Here is a 22,683-nt window from a genome sequence, read left to right as displayed (position 1 = left end):
CACCTCATTCTTCCTCTTCCGGCACATCCTGCGGGTTCAGTGTCTTGCTCTCCCGCTTCGGCGCGGTGAACGGCGTCGGCGTCGGCACGCCCTGCGGGCTGTTGCCGTAGATCATCCGCGCGCCGGCATTCAGACCACCACCGGCAATTTCCAGCTCAAAACGCTCGGCATCGCGGCGACGGATCTGCTCGGCAATCTCCACCGCATCGTCTTCGTCCGCACCCAGCTCCACCAGCGCGGCCTGGCCGAACAGCACCGCCGACTCGAACGTCTCGCGGATCTGGAAATCGACGCCGGCATGGATCAGCCGCAGCGAATGCTCGCGGTCGAACGAGCGCACCATCAGCTTGGCCTGCGGGAACTCGTGCGACACCAGCTCAACAATGCGATCAGCCGCCTCGGCCTTGTCCACGCACACCGCAATCGCACGTGCGGTGGCCGCGCCCGAAGCATGCAGCACATCCAACCGCGTGCCGTCGCCGTAATAGATCTTGAAGCCGAACCGCGCGGCGCTCTGGATCATCTCCACATCGTTGTCGATGATGGTCACGTCCACGTCGCGCGCCAGCAGCGACTGGCTGGCAACCTGACCGAAGCGGCCGAAGCCGATCAGCAGCACGCTGCCGGACAGGCCCTCGGCCTCGTCCACGCCATCCATGTTCACCGTCGGCTTCGGCGCGATGCGCTTGTAGAGCAGCACCACCAGCGGGGTCAGCGCCATCGACAGCACCACCACGGCAGTGAAGTTGGCATTGATCTCCAGGTTGATCACGCCGGCCGATGCCGCGGCGGAGAACAGCACGAAAGCGAACTCGCCGCCCTGCGCCATCAGCACGCCACGGTCCAGCGCCTGCGCGTGGTCGCTGCCCATGATGCGCGCGACCACGTAGATGCACAGCGCCTTGGCCGCCATCAGCGCCAGCACCAGGCCGAGGATCAGCTGCCAGTTGCCCGCCACCACGCCCAGGTCCAGCGCCATGCCCACGCTGAGGAAGAACAGGCCGAGCAGGATGCCGCGGAACGGTTCGATGTCCGCTTCGATCTGGTGGCGGAAGGTCGATTCGCTCAGCAGCACGCCGGCCAGGAACGCGCCCATCGCCATCGACAGGCCGGACAGCTGCATCAGCAGCGCCGCGCCCAGCACCACCAACAGCGCGGCGGCGGTCATCACCTCGCGCGCCTTCGATTCGGCCAGCACGCGGAACAACGGGTTGAGCAGGAAGCGGCCGACCAGCACCAGGCCGACGATGGCACCCACGCCGATCGCCACCGACAGCCAGCGCGAACCCTCGCCATCGGCACTGCCCGCACTGGGGCCCATCCAGGCCACCAGCGCCAGCAACGGCACGATCAGCAGGTCTTCGAACAGCAGGATGGAGACGATTTTCTGCCCCGACGGCAGCGCGATGTCACCGCGCTCGGCCAGCAGCTGCATCACCACCGCGGTAGAGGTGAGCACGAAGCCGGTGGCGCCGATGAAGGCCACCTGCCACGGCAGGCCGAACAGCTTGGCGATGCTGGTCAGCACCAGCGCGCAGGTGACGATCTGCAGCGTGCCCAGCCCGAAGATCTCCTTACGCAGGCTCCACAGGTGCGAGGGCCGCATTTCCAGGCCGATCACGAACAGGAACATCACCACGCCGAGTTCGGCTGTATGCAGGATGGCCTGCGGGTCGGAGAACCAGCCCAGTCCGAACGGTCCGATCGCCAGGCCAGCGGCGAAGTAGCCCAGCACCGAGCCCAGGCCGGCCCGGCGGAACAAAGGCACCATCACCACCGCCGCGCCCAGCAGGGCGACGACCTTGACCAGCTCGCTGGTCGCTGCTTCTACCGCCATGCGGTGTTTTCCCCAAGATCCAGAATCGAGTTCAACAATAGAGCAATGCCGATGACGGCAATAGCACGCATGTTGCGCCGGATTGTCTTGGAGGTGGAACGATGCCGGGAGCGACCCCCGGCATCATCCCGAAACCATGCACATGCTTGGGTGGGCGCCATGACCTGTAGAGCCGAGCCCACGCTCGGCTGCTCTTCGTGCCGAGGCCAGAAGCAGCCGAGCATGGGCTCGGCTCTACAGTAGATCCACGCCATGCGTGGATGACGCACAGCCGCCGCGCCCCGGTAGATCCACGCCATGCGTGGATGAATCCCCGGCCGGGGTTACCCACCCCGGCAAAACGCGGCGTAATCGATATACCCCGGGAACGGCACGCCCGGCGCACACACCGGGCAATGCGGGTCCGGCCGGATGCCGGTCTCGCGGAAGCGCATGCCCAGCGCATCGAAGCGCAGCAGCCGCCCCACCAGCGGCTCACCGATGCCCAGCAGCAGCTTCAGCACCTCGGTGGCCTGCAGCACGCCGGCCAGGCCGGGCAGCACACCCAGCACCCCGGCCTCGGAACAGTTCGGCGCGAACTCCGGCGGCGGCGGGTCGGGGAACAGGCAGCGGTAGCATGGCGCCACGCCACGCTGGCGGCCGGCGTCAAACACGCTTACCTGGCCGTCAAAGCGCTCGATGGCGGCGTACACCAGCGGCTTGGCGTGCTTGATGCAGGCGTCGTTGAGCAGGTAGCGCAGCGGGAAGTTGTCCGAGCCGTCCAGCACCACGTCCACGCCGTCCAGCAGCGCATCCACGTTGTCGGAGGTGACCCGCTCGGGCACCGCCTCGACCTCGATCGACGGGTTCAGCGCCAGCAACCGCTCGCGCGCCGAATCGACCTTGAACTGGCCGACACTGGCTTCGGTATGCACGATCTGCCGGTGCAGGTTGCTGCGCTCCACGCGGTCGTGGTCAGCAAAGCGCAGGCGCCCCACCCCGGCCGCAGCAAGATAAAAGCCGGCCGGCGCCCCCAAACCGCCCGCGCCCAACACCAGCACGCGCGACTGCTGCAGCCGCCGTTGCCCTGCCTCGCCCACCTGCGGCAGCAGCAGATGCCGCGAATAGCGATCATAGAAATCGCGGTCGGCGGCGCTGGCCAGCGGCTGCACCAGCGGTAGCGACTGCTCGCGCCAGGCCACGGTGCCGCCCGTCACGGAAGCGACGTTTGTGTAGCCGGCCTCCAGCAGGAACTGCGCGGCATCGACCGAGCGCTTGCCGCTCTGGCAGATCAGCAGGATCTCCTGGTCGTGCCGCGGCAGATGCGCGGCCGGGTTGGCCTGCAGCTCGCCCTTGGCCACGCCGCGCGCGCCCTCGGCCATCCCGCCGGCCCGTTCGTGCGCTTCGCGCACATCGATCAGCACCGCGCCGTGGGCCAGGCGCTCGCACGCCTGCGCGGGGGAAAGCTCTTGGATGCTCATGGCTGCATTATCGCGCAGACACCTTCGCCGCGCCTCGCCCCGAACATGGCACCATGCGGGCGTTGCCCCCTGCATCCCGGAACCGCAGCATGCGCTCTGCCACCGAATTCTGGCGTGACCCGCGCATGCCCTTCGTCGAAAGCCGACGGGCGTGCGACAGCCGCGCCTGCCATCGCCCGCACAGCCATGACACCTTCTCGATCGGCGCCGTGGACGCCGGCAGCAGCCTGTTCACCGGTGCTGTGGAAGGACCGCGCCTGCTGCAGCCTGGCAGCCTGGTCGGCGTACCTGCAGGCCGCGTGCATGCCTGCAACCCCCTGCCCGGCCAGGTCTGGAGCTACCAGATGCTGCATCTGGACGCGCGCTGGATGGCCGAGGTCCGCGCCGAGTATGACGACCTGCCCGAACCCGACTGGCAGCAGGAACCGATCCGGATTTCCAACCATCGCGCGCGCTACCAGCAGTACTGCCAGCTCAACCAGACGCTGTTCTCCGACGATCCGGTCAGCGTCAAGGAAGCTGCCCTGATCGCGTTCGTCGGCGATCTGGATGAACACGATGGTGTAGCCGTCGCTGGCCCGCCTGAAGATGCCGCATTACAGCAGCGGGTGCAGCCGGTGATGGACGTTCTGCGCCAGCGGCTCGAACACACCCCGGCCCTGCAGGAGCTGGCATCGCTGGCAGGCATGAGCCGCTACCAGCTGATCCGCGCCTTCCGGCGTGCCACAGGCCTGACCCCGCACGCCTGGCAGATCGACCAGCGCATCCAGGAGGCCCGGCGGCGGCTGTGCGATGGGCAGGCACTGGCCGTGGTCGCCCATGCATTGGGGTTCGCCGACCAGAGCCATTTCCAGCGGGTCTTCAAGGCCCACGCCGGTGCGACCCCGGGCCAGTACCGGCGCTGAGCCTGCAATAACGTTCAATACCATCGCGCGGCGCATCCCCACACTGGCGCCCCCGCCAGCCGCCGCCGGACCCGATGGAACAGTTCCTGGTCATCGCCACCGTACATTTTCTCGCCCTGCTCTCACCCGGCCCCGACTTCTTCCTTGTTGCGCGCACTGCGATCACCTCTGGCTGGCGCACCGCCAGTGGCGCCTGCGCAGGCATCGCCCTCGGAAATGGCGTCTTCATCGTGGCCGCCTTCACCGGAATGGCCATGCTGCGCGCAGGTAGCGCAGGGTTCATTGCGGTGCAGTTGGCGGGCTGCGGGTTCCTGCTGTACCTCGGCACGCTGTTCCTGCGCCATGCGGGTTCGACGACGCTGCAGGCATCTGACGCTGCCGCCGGATCGCGAGCGGACGGTGCCCACGGATGGTGGAAGGCGGCAGGGCTGGGCGCCCTGTCTGCGCTGCTGAACCCGAAGAATGCGCTGTTCTACGCAACGTTGGCGGCAATGCTCAACGGTCCGCAGGCCGGCACCGCAACGAAGTTCTTCTATGGCGCGTGGATGTTCGGCATCGTCCTGCTATGGGATCTGCTGGTAGCCGCGCTGGTCGGCCACCCGTGGGTGCTGGGCCGATTCGCACGCGCCCTGCCCTGGCTGGAGCGCACCGCAGGGCTCCTGATGATTGCGCTGGCGCTGTGGATCGTCGTGTCGCTGTGGGTGGGCTGATGCCGGCGATTCGCGCCTGTCGCAATAGCGTTCAATACGGCGCGTCCGCACCAACCCACACTCGGCACTTTCTGTAGGTCGGTGGCAGGTTTACGTGCAGCAGTTCTTCATCGTCGCGGTGCTGTACGGCTTCGCCATGCTCCTGCCTGCTTCCAATCACGCGAAGATCCTGCGCACCGCAATGGGCGCGGGCGGGCACGCCGCCATGGCCGCGTCGTTCGGTATCGCCATCGGTACGGGCGTCATCTGCGCCATGGCTTTCGTTGCAGCGGCCATGCTGGGAAACCGCGGCCTGTGGACGCTGGCGATGCAGTGCACGGGCTGCCTCCTGCTGTTGCGCCTGGCGGGCATGTGCCTGCGCGATGCCGGGCTGACCACCCTCTCTCCGCTTTCGCTGCAGATGCCCTGGGGCCTGAGGGCCCGCTCCCGTTGGCCGCACGCCGAGGCTGGATGCCTGTTGGCGCTCGCCAGCACCAGCAACTGGATGCTGCAGTTCGCGGTGGCTGCCCTGCTTACCGGCCTCGTTGCCGACACTGGCACCAAGGCCGCTTACGTGGCCGGCCTGAGCGGCGTCGCGCTGTCGCTCGGCCTGCTGATGGCATGGCTCGGCAGCCATCTGCGCTGGGCACGGAGGTATTGCCGACTCCTTCCGTGGCTGGAGCATGCCGCAGGCCTGGTGACCGGGGCGGTGTCGGTGGCGTACCTGGCAGGAGCATTGGGTACCACCCTGGTCTGGGCAAGCATCACGGAGCAGGCGCGGCTGCCGGAATCGATGATGGCCGCACCCCGCAGCATCCCATGCGCCTTGCCACATTGCCGCGCACGTCGCGGCGGTCGCCCAGATCGAGATCTGTAGAGCCGAGCCCATGCTCGGCTGACGCACGCAGCGCGCCTCGTCAATCCGCGAAAAGCAGCCGAGCATGGGCTCGGCTCTACAGACCGGTTCGCCGCAACGAAAAAGGCGGCCCTGCGGCCGCCTCCCCGTGAATCACTTGCCCTTGACGTGCTTCATCAAGCGCCGCTTGGCCTTGACCTGCCGCTCGGTGAGGACGTTCTTCTTGCCCTCGTACGGGTTGGTACCCTCGCGGAAGATGAAGCTCACCGGCGTGCCGATCAGCTTGAAGCGCTTGCGGAAGAAGTTCTCCAGGTAGCGCTTGTAGGATTCCTGCAGCTCCTTCAGGCGCGTGCCGTGCACGATGAAGGTCGGCGGATTGGAGCCGGCCGGGTGCACGTAGCGCAGCTTGGAGACGTGGCCGCGGATGGTCGGCGGCGGGTTGGTCTCGTAGGCTACTTCCAGCGCCTTGTTCACTTCGCTGGTGGTGAAGGTCTTGTTCGCCGATTCGTGCGCGCGGTGCACCGCACGGAACAGCTCACGCAGGCCCGAGCCGTGCTTGGCCGAGATGCGGACCGATTCAGCCCACGGCACGAAGCCCAGCTTCAGCGACAGCATGGTTTCCGCCTGCTCGCGCTGGTACTCGGTCAGGCCATCCCACTTGTTGATGGCGATCACCAGCGCACGGCCGGCGTCGAGCACGGCACCGAGCACGGTGGCGTCCTGGTCGGTCACGCCTTCGGTGGCGTCGAGCATCAGCACGGCCACCTGGCACTGCTCGATCGACTGCATGGTCTTGACCACCGAGAACTTCTCGACGACCTCGTCCACGCGCGAACGACGACGCAGGCCGGCGGTATCGATCAGGCGGTATTCGCGGCCGTCACGCTCCAGGTCCACCGCGATCGAGTCGCGGGTGGTGCCCGGCACGTCGGAGGCGATCATGCGCTCCTCGCCGAGAATGCGGTTGACCAGCGTCGACTTGCCCACGTTCGGGCGGCCGACGAAGGCGATGCGGATGCGGTTCGGATCGTTGTCCAGCTCTTCGCCACTGCCTTCTTCCGGCAGGCGCTGGACCACCTCGTCCAGCAGGTCGTCCAGTCCCTGGCGGTGCGCAGCCGACACGGTCAGCATCTCGCCGAAGCCGTAACGGGCGAACTCCGAACGCACGGTGTCCTCGTCGGTGCCGTCGATCTTGTTGATCAGAAGCAGCGTCGGGCGCGACAGCTTGCGCAGCCAGGCCAGGATCTCGTCGTCCATCGCCGACGTACCCTCACGGGCGTCAACCACGAACAGGATCAGGTCGGCTTCCGCCGCAGCGGCGCGGGCCTGGCGGGTGGTAGCCCCTGCCAGACCCTCTTCCTCTTCCGCGATACCGCCGGTATCCACGACGAGGAAATGGTTGTCCTCGTCGAGGCGGCAGACGCCGTAGTTGCGGTCGCGGGTGACGCCGGGCTGGTCATGGACCAGCGCGTCACGGGTGCGCGTAAGCGCATTGAAAATAGTCGACTTGCCGACATTCGGCCGTCCAACCAGGGCGACCAAAGGCAGCATCGCGATTACTCCAATTTTTAATTTGCCAACCGGAAGGCGGTCAGCTTGCCATCAACGTTCTGCACCAGCAGCACCCCGTCTACGACGACCGGCTGGGCCAGCAGCGCGTCGCCGCCACTTTTCGCCCGTGCCGCCATCGCACCATCGGAGGTCTGCAACCAGTGCACGTATCCCTTGTAGTCGCCGACCACGACATAGTCGCCGTGCAGTGCCGGACCGGTCAGCGAGCGACGGGCCAATGCGGTCTGCGACCACATCGCTGCGCCGCTGGCCTTGTCCAGGCCGAACACGCCGCCCTTGTTGTCGGTGACGAACACATTGCCAGACGAGACCGCCACACCACCGGCACCGCCATGGTCGCGCGCCCACAGCGGGCGACCGGTCGGGCCTTCGATGGCCATCGTCTGGTTCTTGAAGCTGCTCACGAACAGGGTGTTGCCATCCAGCACCGGCGCGCCGTCGACATCCGCCATGCGCTCCAGCTCGGTCCGGCCTTCACCGTTGCCCACGTTCTGTTCCCACAGGGTGCGGCCATCCTGCTGGGCCAGGGCGGCAACCGCGCCCTCGTCCTTGCCGATGAACAGCACGCCCGGGCCGGTCACCACCGGCGCGTTGCCACGCACGGTCAGTGCCGGCAGCTCGCTTGGGTTGAACCACTTCTGGGTGCCGTTGCCGGCATCGAACGCGGTGATGCGGCCGTCATTGCTGCGCACGTAGACCGCGCCCTGGGCGATGGCCGGCGCGGCGATGACTTCACCCGGAACACGGGCGCGCCACTTCTCGCTGCCGTCGTTGATGTCCAGGGCGATGACCTGGCCATCCAGCGTGCCGATCACGACCAGGTTCTCACCGACCCCCGGGCCGCCGGACAGGCGCAGCTTGGCCTTCTTCTTTTCCTTCTTCGGCTCCCAGGTCCAGACCTTCTTGCCGGTCTGCAGGTCGATGGCGTGCACGCCACCGGTGAGCGCCGCAGCGAACACGTGGCCGTTGGCCACCGCCGGGCCCTGGCGCACGCCGATGCGGCGCTCGCCCTTGCCGAGGTTGACCGACCAGGCCTTGTTGACCTTCAGGGTCGGCTCGAACTTGACCAGCTCAGCCGGTTCCTGTGCCTTCTTCGCGGCCGCGTCCTTGCCGGCGAACCAGCCCTTCACGGTGCTGCAGCCGCTCAGGGCCATGCCCATCAGGAGCACGGTGGCGACGCGGGTGATCATGACCTTCTGACTCATCAAACCGACTCCGCAGGGGCGGCAACGGTGCCGCCGGCGTCCATAACCTTGGTTTCCAGCAGGCGCCGCTGCGGCGCTGCCACGTCCAGCGACTTCAGCGCTTTCTCGTACTGGCTCCGGGCGTCATCGCGCTTGCCCTGCGCCATCAGCGCGTCGCCATGGATTTCCAGGCTGCTGCTGTCGGTGGCGCTGCCCAGCAGCTTGATCGCCTCGTCACTCTTGCCGGTGGCCACCAGCAGGCGGGCCACACGCTGATCGACCACGCGCTGCAGGTCACCTTCGACCTTCACGCCGCGCAGGGTGGCCAGGGCTTCTTCGTTCTTGCCGGCGTCGACCTGGGCCTTGGCCAGCTGCAGCGCCGCGAGGTCGCCGTAGATGCTGGACGGGCCGGCTTCAAGCGCCTTGACCGCCTTGGAGGCGTCGTCGAGCTTGTTCTGCTGCAGGCCAACGAGCGCCTTCTGGTACTCGACATTGGCCGAGGCCAGCTTGCCGCCCTGATCCTTCTGGTACCACTGCCAGCCGGCAATGGCACCGATGGCGATGACTACGCCACCGAGGATGCTGGCGCCATTCTTCCGCAGCCAGCTGCGGACGCGTTCACTTTGTTCGTGCTCGTCGAGCAGATCGTCGATCGCCATGCGTACTCTCGCCCCGCCCATCGGGAGGGACCATTGGGATTAATCGAAGGTGGTGAAACCGCGCCTCAGTGCGAAACCGGGACTACGGAGCCTTCAGAGGATACCTGAAAGCGTGCCACGTTGGCTCGCTGGTAGGGGGTCAGATCGACGATAGCGCCGTTCTGCTGAACCTGGACCGCCGAGGCGTTGCCCAGGGTCACCCGGGTCACCTGGCCCGGTGTGAAGCTGCGGCTTTCGCCGGACTTGATCAGCGCCTTCTCGACGGTAGCGCCGTCCGGGCCGCCGATATCGACCCAGCTGTCGCCGCTGAACTGCATGTCCAGCGTGTTGGCGGCAGCCGCTGGCGCCGGGGCTGAACGCGGCACCGGGGCCAGCGAGGCCACGTACGGGGTGGCGGCCGGCTTGCTGGCCGGGGCGCTCGCCACTTCAGCCGGCGCCGAGGGCTCGACACCCGCAGCGGACGGGGTTACCGGCACGGCGGCCGGGATGGCGTCCAGCGAGGCGGTATTCGGCGACGGGGTGGCACTGCCATCGAAATGGCCACGGGTGGCGAACCACACCGGCACCGCCAGCACCGCGGTGATGCCGACATACAGCACGCGACGGCCGAGATTCTCGGCAATGCGGCGCGCACGCGGGGTATGGGTATGGCTGACCAGGGTGGGCGGAACCACCGGGCCGACCTGGGCCTGCTCCAGCAGCTCTCCCACGTCCACATCCAGAAGCCGCGCGTAACTGCGCAGCTGGCCGCGCACGAACACCGGCGCGCCAAGCTTCTGCCATTGTTCTTCTTCCAGCGACCTGACCACCTGGACCGGCATGCGCAGGCGCGAGCCGACATCTTCGAGGGTCAGTCCGGCCGCCTCGCGGGCCTGGCGCAGGCGGCTGCCGCAGCCGGCCGCAGTCTCGAGAGCGCTCACAGTCTGGTCATCAATCACAATGCATCAACCCTGGAGTTAGGAGCCCGCTTCCTGCGGAAATTCCTGTCGAATCCGCTGAATATAGCGATCAGATGCCGCCCGATCACCCAGCCGCGCTTCGATTTGAGACGCAAGTTGTAACACGGAACGCGTTGCGGGTGCAGCCGCAATCCTACGTTCGGCGAAGGCCCGGGCCTCCATGTAGCGGCCCTGGCGGAAGCTGAGCTGGGCCATCGCCTCCAGCGCGACCGGATTTCCCGGCAGCGTCGACAGCGCCGCGCGCAGGTCGCGCTCGGCACGTTCAAGCTGGCCAGCGTCCAGGGCACAGCCCCCGGCATTGGCCTGGGCCTCGGCCGGCGTGGCGTAGCCCGGCGCCTGCAGCGCACGATCGAACCAGGCCAGCGACTCGGCCGGGCGGCCCTGCTGGCACAGCCACGCGCCGTAATTGTTGAGGACGTCCCCGCGCTGCGGCGCCTGTTCGGCAGCCCTGCGGAAGCTCTCACCGGCCTGCTGGGTACGGCCACGGCGCTCGTCGATGCCGGCCATCAGCACCAGCGCATCAGGCGATTCGGGTGCCAGCTTCAGCGCCTCGCGCGCCTTGCGTTCGGCCGCATCGAGGTTGCCGACCTGCATGTCGCGGGCGGCCAGTGCCAGCAGGTCCTGCAGGCGCACCTGACGCCGCACGTTGTCCGGATCGCGGACCGAGTAGACCGGCGCTTCGCTGGGGCCCAGCCTGGCCTTGGGTTGGGATTTGCAGCCACCGACCGCAACGGCCAGCACGCCTGCGAGCAGAACCAGCCAGAGGCGGTCAGGCCGCGGCATCGCTCCCCTTCCCCGCCTGCAGCGTCTTGTTGAACTCCGCCTGGCGGCGGGTGCGGTCCATCACCTGGCCCTTGAGCTGGCCACAGGCAGCGTCGATGTCGTCGCCACGGGTGCGGCGGACCATGGTCAGCACGTTGCTGTCGAGCAGGATCTTCTGGAAGGCGCGGATATGCGCCTCTTCCGAGCGCTCGTAGCGGGTACCCGGGAACGGGTTGAACGGAATCAGGTTGACCTTGCCCGAATCCTTGGCCTGCACCGCGTTGTCGAACTGGCGCATCAGGCGGGCCAGCTCGCGGGCATGCTCGGGCTTGTCGTTGATGCCCTTCATCAGGGTGTATTCGAAGGTGACCGATTCGCGGCGCTTGTTGGCGCGCAGGTAGCGTGCGCACGAGGCCATCAGCTCGGCGATCGGGTACTTCTTGTTGAGCGGCACCAGGGTCTCGCGCAGCGCATCGTTCGGCGCATGCAGCGACACCGCCAGCGACACGTCGCTTTCGGCAGACAGGCGGTCGATCTGCGGGACCAGGCCGGAGGTCGACAGGGTCACGCGCTTGTTGGCCAGGCCGTAGCCCAGGTCGTCGCGCATCACGCTCATGGCGCGCACGACGTTGTCGAAATTCATCAGTGGCTCGCCCATGCCCATCATCACCACGTTGGTGAGGCGGCGCATCTGGTGCGGCACGTTGCCCAAGTGGCGCGCGGCAACCCACACCTGGCCGATGATCTCGGCGGTGGTCAGGTTGCGGTTGAAGCCCTGGGTGGCGGTGGAGCAGAACGTGCAGTTCAGGCCGCAACCGACCTGCGAAGACACGCACAGCGTGCCGCGGGTCTTGTCCGGGATGTACACGGTCTCGATGGCGTTCTTGCCATCCACGCCCATCGCCAGCAGCCACTTGTGGGTGCCGTCGGCGGAGGGCTTGTCGAACACGATGTTGGGAACCAGTACCTCGGCATGGGCCTGCAGCTTGGCACGCAGGACCTTGCCGAGGTCGGTCATTTCATCGAAGTCGGTGACGTAGCGATGGTGGATCCACTTCATCACCTGGTGGGCACGGAACTTCTTTTCGCCAAGAACCTCGACGAAAAACTTCTCCAGGCCCGCGCGATCGAGGTCGAGCAGGTTCTGCTTGCCAGCCGTGGGTGCCGACTTCGGCAGCGGCTGGATGGCGGGGGACTGTACGACCTCGTTCACGGCATTACTCTCAGCGCGAGACGACTTCGGTGGCGGCGAAGAAGTAGGCGATTTCAATCGCGGCATTCTCGACCGAGTCCGAGCCGTGGGCGGCGTTGGCATCGATGGATTCGGCGAAGTCGGCGCGGATGGTGCCCGCAGCGGCTTCCTTCGGGTTGGTGGCGCCCAGCAGGTCGCGGTGGGCCAGGACGGCGTTCTCGCCTTCCAGGGCCTGGATCATCACCGGGCCGGAGATCATGAACTCGACCAGCGCGTTGAAGAACGGACGCTCGCGGTGCACGGCGTAGAAGCCTTCGGCTTCACGGCGCGACAGCTGCTTGTACTTGGCGGCCACGACCTTCAGGCCGGCCTTCTCGAAGCGGGCGTAGATTTCGCCGATGACGTTCTTGGCAACGGCGTCCGGCTTGATGATCGAAAGGGTGCGCTCCAGCGCCATGGGATGTCTCCAATGGAATCGGGCCGCTGATGGCCCGAAGGGTAACATGAAAAAAACCCGCGTCGGGACGCGGGCTTAGCCTGATAAACGTAGGCGAATTGTAAAAGATAACGTGGCCGGGTGGTAGAGGGCCGTGCGGCCCTGCTGTAGCGCCGAGCCCATGCTCGGCTGGCCCTTGGCCGAAGAGCAGCCGAGCGCGGGCTCGGCTCTACAGGTTCAGGTCCACCCATTCACCCACCTGAGTGAAATCTGACCGAGCCGGCCTATTTTGCTGCACTGCAAAATGCCATACGGTACCGTCTGGTTCTAGTATCAAACAATCGTTTGATTAAGGTCCGCCCATCGATGGCCAAGCCCGCCCACTTCTCGACCAAGGACCGGATCCTCGGCGCGGCCGAGGAGCTGTTCGCCCAGCACGGCTTCGCCGGCACCTCGCTGCGGCAGGTGACCAGCCAGGCCGACGTCAACATCGCCGCGGTCAACTACCACTTCGGTTCCAAGGAAAACCTGGTCAACGAGGTCTTCCGCCGCCGCATGGACGAGATGACCGGTGCCCGCCTGTCGCAGCTGGAGCGGGCCCGCAGCGAACACCCCGGTGAACTGCGCCCGGTGCTGGCCGCCTTCGTCGAACCGGCGCTGGCGCTGGCCCAGGACCGCCAGAACGGCGGCGCCTTCGTGCGCGTGATCGCCCGCGCCTATGCCGAGAAGAACGACAACCTGCGCAAGTTCCTGTCTGACCACTACGGCCACGTGCTGCGTGCGTTCGGCAAGGCCATCGGCGAGTGCGTGCCCGGCCTGAGCAAGGAAGAGCTGTACTGGCGCCTGGACTTCCTGGCCGGCTCGCTCACCTATGCCATGGCCGACTTCGGGCTGATCAAGCGTCCCGCCGGTGTCACCGAAGCGGCGCATCGTGCCCATGCCGCCCACGAACTGATCCATTTCGCCGAAGCCGGGTTCCGCGCCGCCGCACGCGCCAGCGCCCTGCCCGCTTCCCTTTGATTCCACCCAGTAACTGCTGACCAACAAAGGCCCTACACCATGTCCAATTCCCTGCTAGTCCGCCGCGCCGCCGTGCTGGGTGCCGGCGTCATGGGTGCCCAGATCGCCGCCCACCTCACCAACGCTGGCGTCGACACCGTGCTGTTCGACCTGCCTGCCAAGGAAGGTCCGGCCGACGGCATCGTGCTGAAGGCGATCGCCAACCTGGGCAAGCTGAGCCCGGCGCCGCTGGCCAGCAAGTCGCTGGCCGAAGCCATCACCCCGGCCAACTATGAGTCGGGCCTGGAGCAGCTGAAGGACTGCGACCTGATCATCGAGGCCATTGCCGAGCGCATGGACTGGAAGCAGGACCTGTACAAGAAGATCGCGCCGTTCGTGGCCGACCACGCGGTGCTGGCCTCCAACACCTCGGGCCTGGGCATCAACAAGCTGGCCGACGTGCTGCCCGAGCAGCTGCGTCACCGCTTCTGCGGCGTGCACTTCTTCAACCCGCCGCGCTACATGCACCTGGCCGAGCTGATCCCGGCCACCACCACCGACGCCGCCGTGCTTGAAGGCCTGGAAGCCTTCCTGGTCACCACCCTGGGCAAGGGCGTGGTGTACGCCAAGGACACCCCGAACTTCATCGGCAACCGCATCGGCGTGTTCTCGATCCTGTCGACCATCCACCACACCCAGCAGTTCGGCCTGGGCTTCGATGAAGTGGACGGCCTGACCGGCCCGCTGGTCGGCCGCCCGAAGTCGGCGACCTACCGCACCTCCGACGTGGTCGGCCTGGACACCATGGCGCACGTCATCAAGACCATGGGCGACACCCTGCCGAATGATCCGTGGCATGAGTTCTTCAAGTCGCCGAAGTGGCTGGACGCGCTGATTTCCAAGGGCGCGCTGGGCCAGAAGACCGGCGCCGGCATCTTCCGCAAGGTCGGCAAGGACATCGTGGTGCTGGACCTGGAGAAGCAGGACTACCGCCCGGCCGATCGCGCTGCCGCGCCGGAAGTGGTCGAGATCCTGAAGATCAGGAACCCGGCCGAGAAGTTCGCCAAGCTGCGCGAAAGCCAGCACCCGCAGGCGCAGTTCCTGTGGGCGACCTTCCGCGACCTGTTCCACTACAGCGCCTACCACCTGGCCGACATCGCCGAGACCGCGCGCGACGTGGACCTGGCCATCCGCTGGGGCTACGGCTGGTCGCTGGGCCCGTTCGAAACCTGGCAGGCCGCCGGCTGGAAGCAGGTCGCACAGTGGATCGCCGATGACATCGTGGCCGGCAAGAGCATGAGCAACGCCCCGCTGCCGGACTGGGTGTTCGATGGCCGCGACGGCGTGCATGCCGCCGAAGGCAGCTACAGCCCGTCGCGCAATGCCAAGCTGCCGCGCTCGGCGCTGCCGGTGTACCAGCGCCAGCGCTTCCCCGATCCGCTGCTGGGCGAGAAGTTCGCGCCGGGCGAGACCGTGTTCGAGAACGACGGCCTGCGCATGTGGCACGACGGTGATGGCATCGCCGTGGTCAGCTTCAAGACCAAGATGAACACCGTGTCCGACCAGGTGCTGGACGGCCTGCAGGAATGCGTCAGCCGCGCCGAGAAGGACTTCCAGGGCCTGGTGATCTGGCAGCAGAAGGAGCCCTTCTCTGCCGGTGCCGATCTGGCCGGTGCACTGGGCCTGCTGCAGGCCGGCAAGGTCGACCAGTTCGAAGAAATGGTGGCCAACTTCCAGCGCACCAGCCAGCGCATCAAGTACTCGCTGGTGCCGGTGGTTGCCGCCGTGCGTGGCCTGGCGCTGGGTGGTGGCTGCGAGTTCCAGATGCACAGCGCCAAGACCGTGGCCTTCCTGGAAAGCTACATCGGCCTGGTCGAGGCCGGCGTCGGCCTGCTGCCGGCCGGTGGTGGCCTGAAGGAACTGGCCGTGCGCGCCTCGCAGGCCGCAGGCCCGGGCGGTGACGTGTTCGCCGAACTGAAGAAGACCTTCGAGACCGTGGCGATGGCCAAGGTGTCCAACTCCGCGGTCAACGCCAAGGAACTGGGCCTGCTGCGCAGCACCGACAAGGTGGTGTTCAACAGCTACGAAGCGCTGCACATCGCCAAGGCCGAAGCGCGCGCCCTGGCTGAAGCGGGCTACCGTCCGCCGCTGCCGGCACGCCGCATCCAGGTGGCCGGTGACGTGGGTATCGCCACCTTCAAGATGATGCTGGTCAACATGCTGGAAGGCCGCTTCATCAGCCCGTACGACTACGAGATCGCCGAGCGCATCGCCACCGTGCTGTGCGGCGGCAAGGTCGACCGCGGCACCCTGGTGGACGAAGAGTGGCTGCTGACCCTGGAGCGCAAGCACTTCGTCGAACTGGCCCAGCAGGAAAAGACCCAGGCCCGCATCGCGCACATGCTGAAGACCGGCAAGCCGCTGCGTAACTGATCGCCCCTCCCTGCTTTTGGTGGGTGCCGACCGTTGGTCGGCACTCCGGCTAAAAAATTCAAGAGATCACTGCAATGACCAAGCAAATCCAGGACGCCTACATCGTCGCCGCCACCCGTACCCCGGTCGGCAAGGCGCCCAAGGGCATGTTCCGCAACACCCGCCCCGACGACATGCTTGCGCACGTGCTGCGCAGCGTCGTCGCGCAGGCCCCGGGCGTGGACGTCAACCGCATCGATGACGCGATCATCGGCTGCGCGATGCCGGAAGCCGAGCAGGGCATGAACGTCGCCCGCATCGGCGTGCTGCTGGCCGGCCTGCCGAACACCATCGCCGCACAGACCGTGAACCGCTTCTGCTCCTCCGGCCTGCAGGCCGTGGCGCAGGCCGCCGACGCGATCCGCCTGGGCAACGCCGACCTGATGCTGGCCGGTGGCACCGAGTCGATGTCGATGGTGCCGATGATGGGCAACAAGATCGCCATGGCACCGAGCGTGTTCGACAACGACCACGTGGCCATCGCCTACGGCATGGGCATCACCGCCGAGAAGGTGGCCGAAGAGTGGAAGGTCTCGCGCGAAGACCAGGACGCCTTCGCCCTCGCCTCGCACCAGAAGGCCATGGCGGCGATCCAGAACGGCGAGTTCAAGGACGAGATCAGCCCGTACGAGATCGTCTCGCACCTGCCGGACCTGGCCGATGGCCAGCGCATCATCACCCGCAACAAGGTCGCCGACACCGACGAAGGCCCGCGCCCGGACTCCTCCGCCGAAGGCCTGGCCAAGCTGCGCCCGGTGTTCCGCAACGGCCAGTTCGGCGGCACCGTCACCGCCGGCAACTCCTCGCAGATGAGCGATGGCGCCGGTGCCGTGCTGCTGGCCTCGGAGCAGGCAATCAAGGATTACGGCCTGACCCCGCTGGCCCGTTTCGTCAGTTTCTCGGTGGCCGGCGTGCGCCCGGAAGTGATGGGCATCGGCCCGATCGCCGCGATCCCGAAGGCACTGAAGCAGGCGGGCCTGACCCAGGACCAGCTGGACTGGATTGAACTGAACGAAGCGTTCGCCGCGCAGTCGCTGGCGGTGATCCGCGATTGCGGCCTGGACCCGAGCAAGGTCAACCCGCTGGGCGGCGCGATCGCCCTGGGCCACCCGCTGGGTGCAACCGGCGCGATCCGTACCGCAACCCTGCTGCACGGCCTGCGTCGTCGCCAGCAGAAGTACGGCATGGTGACGATGTGCATCGGCACCGGCATGGGTGCGGCGGGTATTTTCGAGGCGCTGTAAGGTTCAAAGCGTTGCCTCGTTGGGCTTCATGGCGTGGGCCGGGTTGGCAGGGCTGCCCGGGACACGCCGTGAACCCTTCCATGGGGGCTCGATGGCGCCATCCATGGCGCCAACGGTCCCGGGCAGCCCTGCCAACCCGGCCCTTCCAGCCTCCCCGCGGCGGAGGGGTGAGCAAAGGCAGGGTCAAAGGCCGGGGTCAGAGCCCTTTGCTACGCAAAGGGATCCGACCCCGACTCGACGCTCGCGGAAACAAAAAAGGCAGCCATCGGCTGCCTTTTTGCTTTTGCTCTTGCCCTTGATTCCGCCCTTCCCGTCCGCGCCAGCAGGAAACCTGACAGGCGGGGCGGGTGGGCCTTTGCAGGACCGTTCGCCGCATGGATGCGGCGACCGAGCCCCCATGGACGGGTTCACGGCGTGTCCTGCAACGGCCCACCCGTCCCGCCCATCACGTATCAATCAAGGCGCTGCACGGAGCGCTTGATAAACCTTATTCCGCCAACATCGCCGTCAGTTTCTCCCGCGCCGGCCCGGCCAGCTTCGGGTTGTCCAGCGCAAAGCGGATCGTCGCCTCCACCAGCCCCAGATGCGTGCCGCAGTCGAAGCGGGTGCCCTCGAAACGATAGGCATCAACCTCTTCGCTCTTCAGCAGCTGCGCGATCGCGTCGGTCAGCTGGATCTCGCCACCGGCACCGCTGCCGGTCTGCTCCAGCAGCTCGAAGATCTTCGGGCTCAGCACATAACGGCCGACCACCGCCAGGTCGCTCGGCGCGTCCTCCGGCTTCGGCTTCTCCACGATCTGCGAAATGCGACCCTTGCGGCCGTCGAACGCGTCAGTGGCCACGATGCCGTAGCTGGCAGTCTTGTCGTGCGGCACGTCTTCAACGGCGATCACGCTTGCACCACTGGCCTCGTTGAGGTCGGCCATCTGCTTCAGTGCGCCGTCGCCGCGGTTCCAGATCAGGTCATCCGGCAGCAGCACCGCGAACGGCTCGTCACCGATCACGGCCTTGGCGCACAGCACCGCATGGCCCAGGCCCAGGGCCTCGGCCTGGGTCACGAAGATCGCACGCACGCCGTTGGGCAGCACGTGGCGGATCATCTCCAGCTGTTCCTGTTTGCCGGCGCGCTCGAGCTTCTGCTCCAGCTCGTAGGCCTTGTCGAAGTAATCGGCGACCGCGTGCTTGTAGCGGTTGGTAATGAACACCAGCGTGTCACAGCCCGCTTCGATCGCCTCATCGACCGCGTACTGGATCAGCGGACGATCAATGATCGGCAACATTTCCTTCGGAACCGTCTTGGTTGCCGGCAAAAAGCGCGTCCCGAGCCCTGCCACTGGAAAAACTGCCTTGCGAATTCGCTTGCTCATTGGTGCCTGTTGGCCTCACGTGCCGGAAAAGGCACGACTTTAGCGGATGAAATGTAAGCATCCTGTTCGATAGGAGAAAACTCCGGCATCGTCGCGAACAGGATCTCCTGGATGCTGGTGGTGTCGTAACCAGCCACGGCATCGCGCAGGCGTGGAACATTGCCCAGCACCAGATCACGCGAGAACGTGCGTACACCGGCCTCGAGAATCTTCGGGTGCGCGGTGGAACGGTAGTCCTCGTCCGAATAGAACAGCGTCTCGTGCAGCTTCTCGCCCGGACGCAGCCCGGTGTAGATGATCGGAATGTCCTTGTACGGCTGCTTGCCGGCCAGGCGGATCATCTGCTCGGCCAGCACGCGGATCGGCACCGGCTCGCCCATGTCGAGCGTATAGATCGCACCGTGCGACGCCGAAGCGGCCGCCTGCAGGATCAGCTGGCAGGCCTCCGGGATGGTCATGAAGTAGCGACTGACCTCCGGATCGGTGACGGTCACCGGCCCGCCACGCAGGATCTGTTCGCGGAACAACGGCACCACGCTGCCTGCCGAGGCCAGCACGTTGCCGAAGCGCACCGTGACGAAACGGGTATGCGTGGACTTCTGGTCCAGGCTCTGGCAGATCATCTCCGCATAGCGCTTGCTGGCGCCCAGCGCATTGACCGGGTCGACCGCCTTGTCGGTGGAGATGAACACGAAATGCTCCACGCGTGCCTCCAGGCAGGCGCGGGCCACGTTCTCGGTGGCCAGGATGTTGTTGCGCACCGCTTCGCGCAGCTGCCGCTCCAGCACCGGCACGTGCTTGTAGGCGGCGGCATGGAAGGCGGTGTCGACGGGGTGCAGCGACAGGGCGTGGCGGATCACCGCCGGGTCACCGCAGTCGCCCAGCACCGCTTCGACCTCGACATCCGGGAAGCTGCGCCGCAGCTCGCCCTCGATGGTCAGCAGCAGCAGCTCGCTGATCTCGAGCAGGATGATGCGGCCGGCGCCGTGACGCGCGCACTGGCGGCACAGCTCGGAGCCGATCGAACCACCGGCGCCGGTGACCATCACCGTACGCCCGCCCAACCAGCCACGGATCAGGTTCCAGTCCGGCATGATCGGCTTGCGGCCGAGCAGGTCCTCGATCGCCACTTCCTTCAACTGCCCCGGCAGCGACTGGCCCTGCAGGATATCGCTGAGCTTGGGCACGGTGCGGAACGGCACGCCGGTGCTTTCGCAGATGGCGACGATGCGCTGCATGCCCGCAGCGTCCAGCGACGGAATGGCGATCACCAGCAGCTTGGCCGCGGTCTCGCGGACCACTGTCGGCGCATCGTCCAGGGTGCCGAGGATCGGCAGGCCCTGCAGCTTGGCACCGCGCAGGTGCGGCGCGTCGTCCAGCAGGCCGACCGGCTCGAAATTGCCCGAACGGCGCAGGTCACGGACCAGCGTCTCGGCGGCCTGGCCGGCACCCAGGATCAGCACGCGACGCGCGGACGAGTCCGACTGCAGCGCCTGATAGTCCTTCCAGGCCCGGTACAGCAGGCGCGGCGCGCCCAGCAGCGCCGACAGCGCGAACGGATAGATCACCAGCACCGACATCGGCACGCCGTCGAAGCGCTTCCACATCAGCACCAGCACGATGGCGACCATGCCGATGAAACTGGCCTTGAAGATGTTCAGCAGGTCGCTGACGCTGGCGAACCGCCACAGGCCGCGATAGAGGCCGACGCGCCAGAACACCATGCCCTGCAGCAGCAGCACCAGCGTGGTGTCGACGTTCCAGAGTGGGAGCTCGGGGGCGTTGGCCAGGATCGAGTACCGCCCCGCGTGGAGCAGCTGCCAGCATGCCCAGACCATGAACAGGTCATGGCAGACGATGGCCGAACGCGGCATCAGGCCGAGGATTCTGTCCCGCCAGGGTGAAGCCATAAGTCAGGTATTTCCTTTTGGGTGGCGCAATCCATTGCGCAGGAGGAGCCAGAGGACGCTCAGCGCGGTGAACCACGCGATCGCCACGGCAGCCTCCCACCTCGGCTGCAAATTGGAGCAGACATTAAGCACTGTAATACTGAACAGGCCCAAAGCAAAGTACATCCCTGTTACCTGGGCGTGACTGGCTCCTGCCTGCACCGCGCGCTGGTAAACGTGCTGGGTATGGGGTTCCATCCAGCGTTGTCCGGAAATGATGCGCGCCAGCAGTGTGAAGCCCGCGTCCACAAGGAAGGGCGATGCCGACACCAGCAGCAGGATCCAGTGGATGTCGGTCTTTACGCTGGCCAGTGCCAGCACTGCCGCCACCGCGTAGCCCAGCGCGCCACTTCCGACATCGCCCATGAAGATCCGGGCCCGCGGGAAGTTGAACGGCAGGAAGCCAAGGCAGGCCAGGCCCAACGCGACCGCCGCCAGCGAGTACGGCCAAGGCAGCAGCGGCGCCAGTCCCAGCGCGACCACGATGGCCTGGCTGGCGGCGATGCCGTTGATCCCATCCATGAAATTCCAGATGTTGATCAGCGAAGCGGTGAACAGCAGGACCAGTACGGCCAGCATCCAGCTGCCGCCATGGACCTTGACCAGCGCGGCCAGCAGCGCGGCGGCGATGAAGTGCACCATCAGGCGGCGCATGGCCGGAAGCGGCCGGTGGTCGTCCCACCAGCCGATACCCGCCACCAGCGCCAGGCCAAGGCTGGCGACCAGCAGGCTCGGACGCGCTTCGGGCCAGGCCCACATGGCAACACCGGCGGTCACCAGCAGGCTGATGACGATGGCGATGCCGCCGCCACGCAGGGTCGCCACGCTATGACTGCGGCGTTCGCCCGGCTGGTCAAACAGTTGCCGGCGCAGCGCGTAGCCCCGCGCTGCCCAGGTCAGTGCCGCACTCAGCAGGGCCAGACCCAGCAGCGCGCCCATCACGAGCCACGGCATGGATCAGAGCACCGCGTAGTTCAGCAGCGGCTTGACCGTACCCCACTCCTTGCAGCTCGGGCACTGCCAGTGGTGGGTGCGCGCACCGAAACCACAACGGGTGCAGCGATAGGCCGGATTGCGCACCAGCAACTGGTCGGTGATGTGCTTGAGGTCGTGCAGGGTCGCCGTGGAATCGGCACCTTCAGCCAGTGTCAGGTCGATCAGCGCGGACTCGCCACGCACCGACGGGCGATCCTTGAGCTGGCGGCCCAGGTAGGCACGGGCCGGGGCCACGCCCTCCTGCTCTTCCATCAGACGGGTCAGCGCCAGCACCGGGGCAATGCCACGGTAATGCTCGGTCATCTCCGACAGGAAGGCGCGCGCGCCGGCCAGATCGCCCACCTTGCGGTAGTTCTGCATCAGCGCCGGCAGCAGCTCCGGCAGGTACTCCGGATCGTTGCGCGCCGCGCGCTCGAAGGCGCGCACGGCCGCTTCCGGATTGCCGGCATCGGTTTCCAGGCGGCCTTCAATGATGCCGGCACGGACCGACATCGCATCGGCCTGGTAGGCCCGGGCAATCGCTGCCCTCGCCTCTTCCAGCTTGCCGGCACCGCGGAAGCGTTCGGCCAGTTCGCATTCGAACTGGCCGATCAGCTTGCCCATCGGCTCGCCGGTGACATCCTCGAAACGGGTGGCGTTGTCGATCGCCTTTTCCCAGTCGCGCTCGGCCTGGTAGATGCCGATCAGGTGCTTGAGTGCCTGCGGGGCACGCTGGTCCAGCTGGGCCAGTTCGGTGAACACGGTTTCGGCGCGGTCCAGCAGGCCGGACTTCATGTAATCCTCGCCCAGCGCCAGCAGCGCCTGCACGCGCTGCGCATCACTCAGGTCATGGCGATTGACCAGCCCCTGGTGCAGGCGGATGGCGCGGTCGACTTCACCACGGCGGCGGAACAGATGGCCCAGCGCGACCTGGGTCTCGAAGGTTTCCTTGTCCAGCTCGGCGATGTGCAGGAACAGCTCGATGGCCTTGTCCGGCTGCTCGTTGAGCAGGTAGTTCAGGCCACGGAAATAGGTGCTCGACAGGCGGCTGACCTGGCTGTCACCGTGGCGTTGACCACCACGCCGTCCGATCACCCACCCGGCCAGTGCGGCCAGCGGAACGAACAGGAAGAACCAGAACCACTCGGTGACGAAATCCATCTTCGA

General features: G+C 66.6%; 19 protein-coding genes. 6 read left to right on the top strand and 13 right to left on the bottom strand.

The features are described from left to right. Positions 1 to 4: 4 nt before the first annotated feature. The gene (locus N5D45_RS06385) at positions 5 to 1,837 is read right to left on the bottom strand and encodes a monovalent cation:proton antiporter-2 (CPA2) family protein (protein ID WP_053442864.1); all 1,833 of its coding nucleotides are present in this window, start codon (positions 1,835 to 1,837) and stop codon (positions 5 to 7) included. 323 nt (positions 1,838 to 2,160) lie between these two features. After that, complete coding sequence (gene moeB / locus N5D45_RS06380) at positions 2,161 to 3,297, bottom strand: molybdopterin-synthase adenylyltransferase MoeB (protein ID WP_260364427.1); 1,137 nt, start codon at positions 3,295 to 3,297, stop codon at positions 2,161 to 2,163. An 89-nt stretch (positions 3,298 to 3,386) separates the two neighbouring features. Here moeB and N5D45_RS06375 point away from each other — a divergent pair, with 89 nt between their 5' ends. From N5D45_RS06375 to N5D45_RS06365, 3 genes are all read left to right on the top strand, one after another. Continuing rightward, the gene (locus tag N5D45_RS06375) at positions 3,387 to 4,202 is read left to right on the top strand and encodes an AraC family transcriptional regulator (protein ID WP_279938613.1); all 816 of its coding nucleotides are present in this window, start codon (positions 3,387 to 3,389) and stop codon (positions 4,200 to 4,202) included. Positions 4,203 to 4,276: 74 nt separating this feature from the next. Beyond that, complete coding sequence (locus tag N5D45_RS06370; protein WP_057502619.1) at positions 4,277 to 4,912, top strand: LysE family translocator; 636 nt, start codon at positions 4,277 to 4,279, stop codon at positions 4,910 to 4,912. Between the two features lie 94 nt (positions 4,913 to 5,006). Continuing rightward, positions 5,007 to 5,768 (top strand): hypothetical protein, encoded by a 762-nt coding sequence (locus N5D45_RS06365; RefSeq protein WP_057502618.1) that lies wholly within the window; start codon positions 5,007 to 5,009, stop codon positions 5,766 to 5,768. 132 nt (positions 5,769 to 5,900) lie between these two features. On the opposite strand, the gene der is transcribed toward N5D45_RS06365, so the two are convergent. The 7 genes from der to ndk all read right to left on the bottom strand — a co-directional run bounded on the left by der (position 5,901) and on the right by ndk (position 12,532). Beyond that, a complete protein-coding gene (gene der / locus N5D45_RS06360; RefSeq protein ID WP_010484595.1) occupies positions 5,901 to 7,298 on the bottom strand; it encodes a ribosome biogenesis GTPase Der in 1,398 nt (465 codons plus the stop codon). A 17-nt stretch (positions 7,299 to 7,315) separates the two neighbouring features. After that, the gene (gene bamB / locus N5D45_RS06355) at positions 7,316 to 8,524 is read right to left on the bottom strand and encodes an outer membrane protein assembly factor BamB (protein WP_010484593.1); all 1,209 of its coding nucleotides are present in this window, start codon (positions 8,522 to 8,524) and stop codon (positions 7,316 to 7,318) included. Further along, complete coding sequence (locus N5D45_RS06350) at positions 8,524 to 9,162, bottom strand: tetratricopeptide repeat protein (RefSeq protein ID WP_010484590.1); 639 nt, start codon at positions 9,160 to 9,162, stop codon at positions 8,524 to 8,526. The genes bamB and N5D45_RS06350 overlap by 1 nt, the downstream gene beginning before the upstream one ends. A gap of 65 nt (positions 9,163 to 9,227) precedes the next feature. Next, a complete protein-coding gene (locus tag N5D45_RS06345; RefSeq protein ID WP_019338408.1) occupies positions 9,228 to 10,100 on the bottom strand; it encodes a RodZ domain-containing protein in 873 nt (290 codons plus the stop codon). Between the two features lie 18 nt (positions 10,101 to 10,118). Continuing rightward, positions 10,119 to 10,904, bottom strand: coding sequence for a type IV pilus biogenesis/stability protein PilW (pilW, locus tag N5D45_RS06340; protein WP_164193716.1), 786 nt, complete (start codon positions 10,902 to 10,904; stop codon positions 10,119 to 10,121). Further along, complete coding sequence (gene rlmN / locus N5D45_RS06335) at positions 10,891 to 12,096, bottom strand: 23S rRNA (adenine(2503)-C(2))-methyltransferase RlmN (protein ID WP_005409296.1); 1,206 nt, start codon at positions 12,094 to 12,096, stop codon at positions 10,891 to 10,893. Before rlmN ends, pilW begins: the two co-directional genes overlap by 14 nt. Before the next feature lie 10 nt (positions 12,097 to 12,106). Continuing rightward, the gene (ndk, locus tag N5D45_RS06330) at positions 12,107 to 12,532 is read right to left on the bottom strand and encodes a nucleoside-diphosphate kinase (RefSeq protein ID WP_008265389.1); all 426 of its coding nucleotides are present in this window, start codon (positions 12,530 to 12,532) and stop codon (positions 12,107 to 12,109) included. Between the two features lie 345 nt (positions 12,533 to 12,877). Here ndk and N5D45_RS06325 point away from each other — a divergent pair, with 345 nt between their 5' ends. The 3 genes from N5D45_RS06325 (at position 12,878) to N5D45_RS06315 (ending at position 17,226) form a co-directional block, all read left to right on the top strand. Continuing rightward, entirely contained in the window at positions 12,878 to 13,531 is a 654-nt protein-coding gene (locus tag N5D45_RS06325) for a TetR family transcriptional regulator (protein ID WP_019338406.1), read from the top strand. A gap of 39 nt (positions 13,532 to 13,570) precedes the next feature. Further along, positions 13,571 to 15,943, top strand: a complete 2,373-nt coding sequence (locus N5D45_RS06320) for a 3-hydroxyacyl-CoA dehydrogenase/enoyl-CoA hydratase family protein (protein WP_057502615.1) — start codon at positions 13,571 to 13,573, stop codon at positions 15,941 to 15,943. A gap of 74 nt (positions 15,944 to 16,017) precedes the next feature. Continuing rightward, positions 16,018 to 17,226 carry an acetyl-CoA C-acyltransferase gene (locus N5D45_RS06315; protein WP_005416236.1) on the top strand — a complete coding sequence of 403 codons (1,209 nt, stop codon included), beginning with the start codon at positions 16,018 to 16,020 and terminating at the stop codon, positions 17,224 to 17,226. A gap of 487 nt (positions 17,227 to 17,713) precedes the next feature. Here N5D45_RS06315 and galU read toward each other — a convergent pair whose 3' ends face one another. The 4 genes from galU to lapB are packed head-to-tail and all read right to left on the bottom strand — an operon-like array spanning position 17,714 to position 22,677. Continuing rightward, positions 17,714 to 18,592, bottom strand: a complete 879-nt coding sequence (galU, locus tag N5D45_RS06310) for a UTP--glucose-1-phosphate uridylyltransferase GalU (RefSeq protein WP_197619242.1) — start codon at positions 18,590 to 18,592, stop codon at positions 17,714 to 17,716. After that, a complete protein-coding gene (locus tag N5D45_RS06305; RefSeq protein WP_043397011.1) occupies positions 18,589 to 20,502 on the bottom strand; it encodes a nucleoside-diphosphate sugar epimerase/dehydratase in 1,914 nt (637 codons plus the stop codon). Before N5D45_RS06305 ends, galU begins: the two co-directional genes overlap by 4 nt. A gap of 3 nt (positions 20,503 to 20,505) precedes the next feature. Continuing rightward, a complete protein-coding gene (locus N5D45_RS06300) occupies positions 20,506 to 21,495 on the bottom strand; it encodes a glycosyltransferase family 4 protein (protein ID WP_279938612.1) in 990 nt (329 codons plus the stop codon). Positions 21,496 to 21,498: 3 nt separating this feature from the next. Next, entirely contained in the window at positions 21,499 to 22,677 is a 1,179-nt protein-coding gene (gene lapB, locus N5D45_RS06295; RefSeq protein WP_005416232.1) for a lipopolysaccharide assembly protein LapB, read from the bottom strand. Positions 22,678 to 22,683: the final 6 nt, after the last annotated feature.

Source organism: Stenotrophomonas sp. GD03819, assembly GCF_029841665.1.
GTDB lineage: Bacteria > Pseudomonadota > Gammaproteobacteria > Xanthomonadales > Xanthomonadaceae > Stenotrophomonas > Stenotrophomonas geniculata.
This window is presented reverse-complemented; position numbering and strand designations above follow the sequence as displayed.

Excerpts from the sequence above, each read along its gene's own strand:
- N5D45_RS06385 (WP_053442864.1), bottom strand. The coding sequence starts at position 1,837 with ATGGCGGTAGAAGCAGCGACCAGCGAGCTGGTCAAGGTCGTCGCCCTG.
- moeB (WP_260364427.1), bottom strand. The coding sequence starts at position 3,297 with ATGAGCATCCAAGAGCTTTCCCCCGCGCAGGCGTGCGAGCGCCTGGCC.
- N5D45_RS06375 (WP_279938613.1), top strand. The coding sequence starts at position 3,387 with ATGCGCTCTGCCACCGAATTCTGGCGTGACCCGCGCATGCCCTTCGTC.
- N5D45_RS06370 (WP_057502619.1), top strand. The coding sequence starts at position 4,277 with ATGGAACAGTTCCTGGTCATCGCCACCGTACATTTTCTCGCCCTGCTC.
- der (WP_010484595.1), bottom strand. The coding sequence starts at position 7,298 with ATGCTGCCTTTGGTCGCCCTGGTTGGACGGCCGAATGTCGGCAAGTCG.
- bamB (WP_010484593.1), bottom strand. The coding sequence starts at position 8,524 with ATGAGTCAGAAGGTCATGATCACCCGCGTCGCCACCGTGCTCCTGATG.
- N5D45_RS06350 (WP_010484590.1), bottom strand. The coding sequence starts at position 9,162 with ATGGCGATCGACGATCTGCTCGACGAGCACGAACAAAGTGAACGCGTC.
- pilW (WP_164193716.1), bottom strand. The coding sequence starts at position 10,904 with ATGCCGCGGCCTGACCGCCTCTGGCTGGTTCTGCTCGCAGGCGTGCTG.
- ndk (WP_008265389.1), bottom strand. The coding sequence starts at position 12,532 with ATGGCGCTGGAGCGCACCCTTTCGATCATCAAGCCGGACGCCGTTGCC.
- N5D45_RS06325 (WP_019338406.1), top strand. The coding sequence starts at position 12,878 with ATGGCCAAGCCCGCCCACTTCTCGACCAAGGACCGGATCCTCGGCGCG.
- N5D45_RS06320 (WP_057502615.1), top strand. The coding sequence starts at position 13,571 with ATGTCCAATTCCCTGCTAGTCCGCCGCGCCGCCGTGCTGGGTGCCGGC.
- N5D45_RS06315 (WP_005416236.1), top strand. The coding sequence starts at position 16,018 with ATGACCAAGCAAATCCAGGACGCCTACATCGTCGCCGCCACCCGTACC.
- galU (WP_197619242.1), bottom strand. The coding sequence starts at position 18,592 with ATGAGCAAGCGAATTCGCAAGGCAGTTTTTCCAGTGGCAGGGCTCGGG.
- N5D45_RS06305 (WP_043397011.1), bottom strand. The coding sequence starts at position 20,502 with ATGGCTTCACCCTGGCGGGACAGAATCCTCGGCCTGATGCCGCGTTCG.
- N5D45_RS06300 (WP_279938612.1), bottom strand. The coding sequence starts at position 21,495 with ATGCCGTGGCTCGTGATGGGCGCGCTGCTGGGTCTGGCCCTGCTGAGT.
- lapB (WP_005416232.1), bottom strand. The coding sequence starts at position 22,677 with ATGGATTTCGTCACCGAGTGGTTCTGGTTCTTCCTGTTCGTTCCGCTG.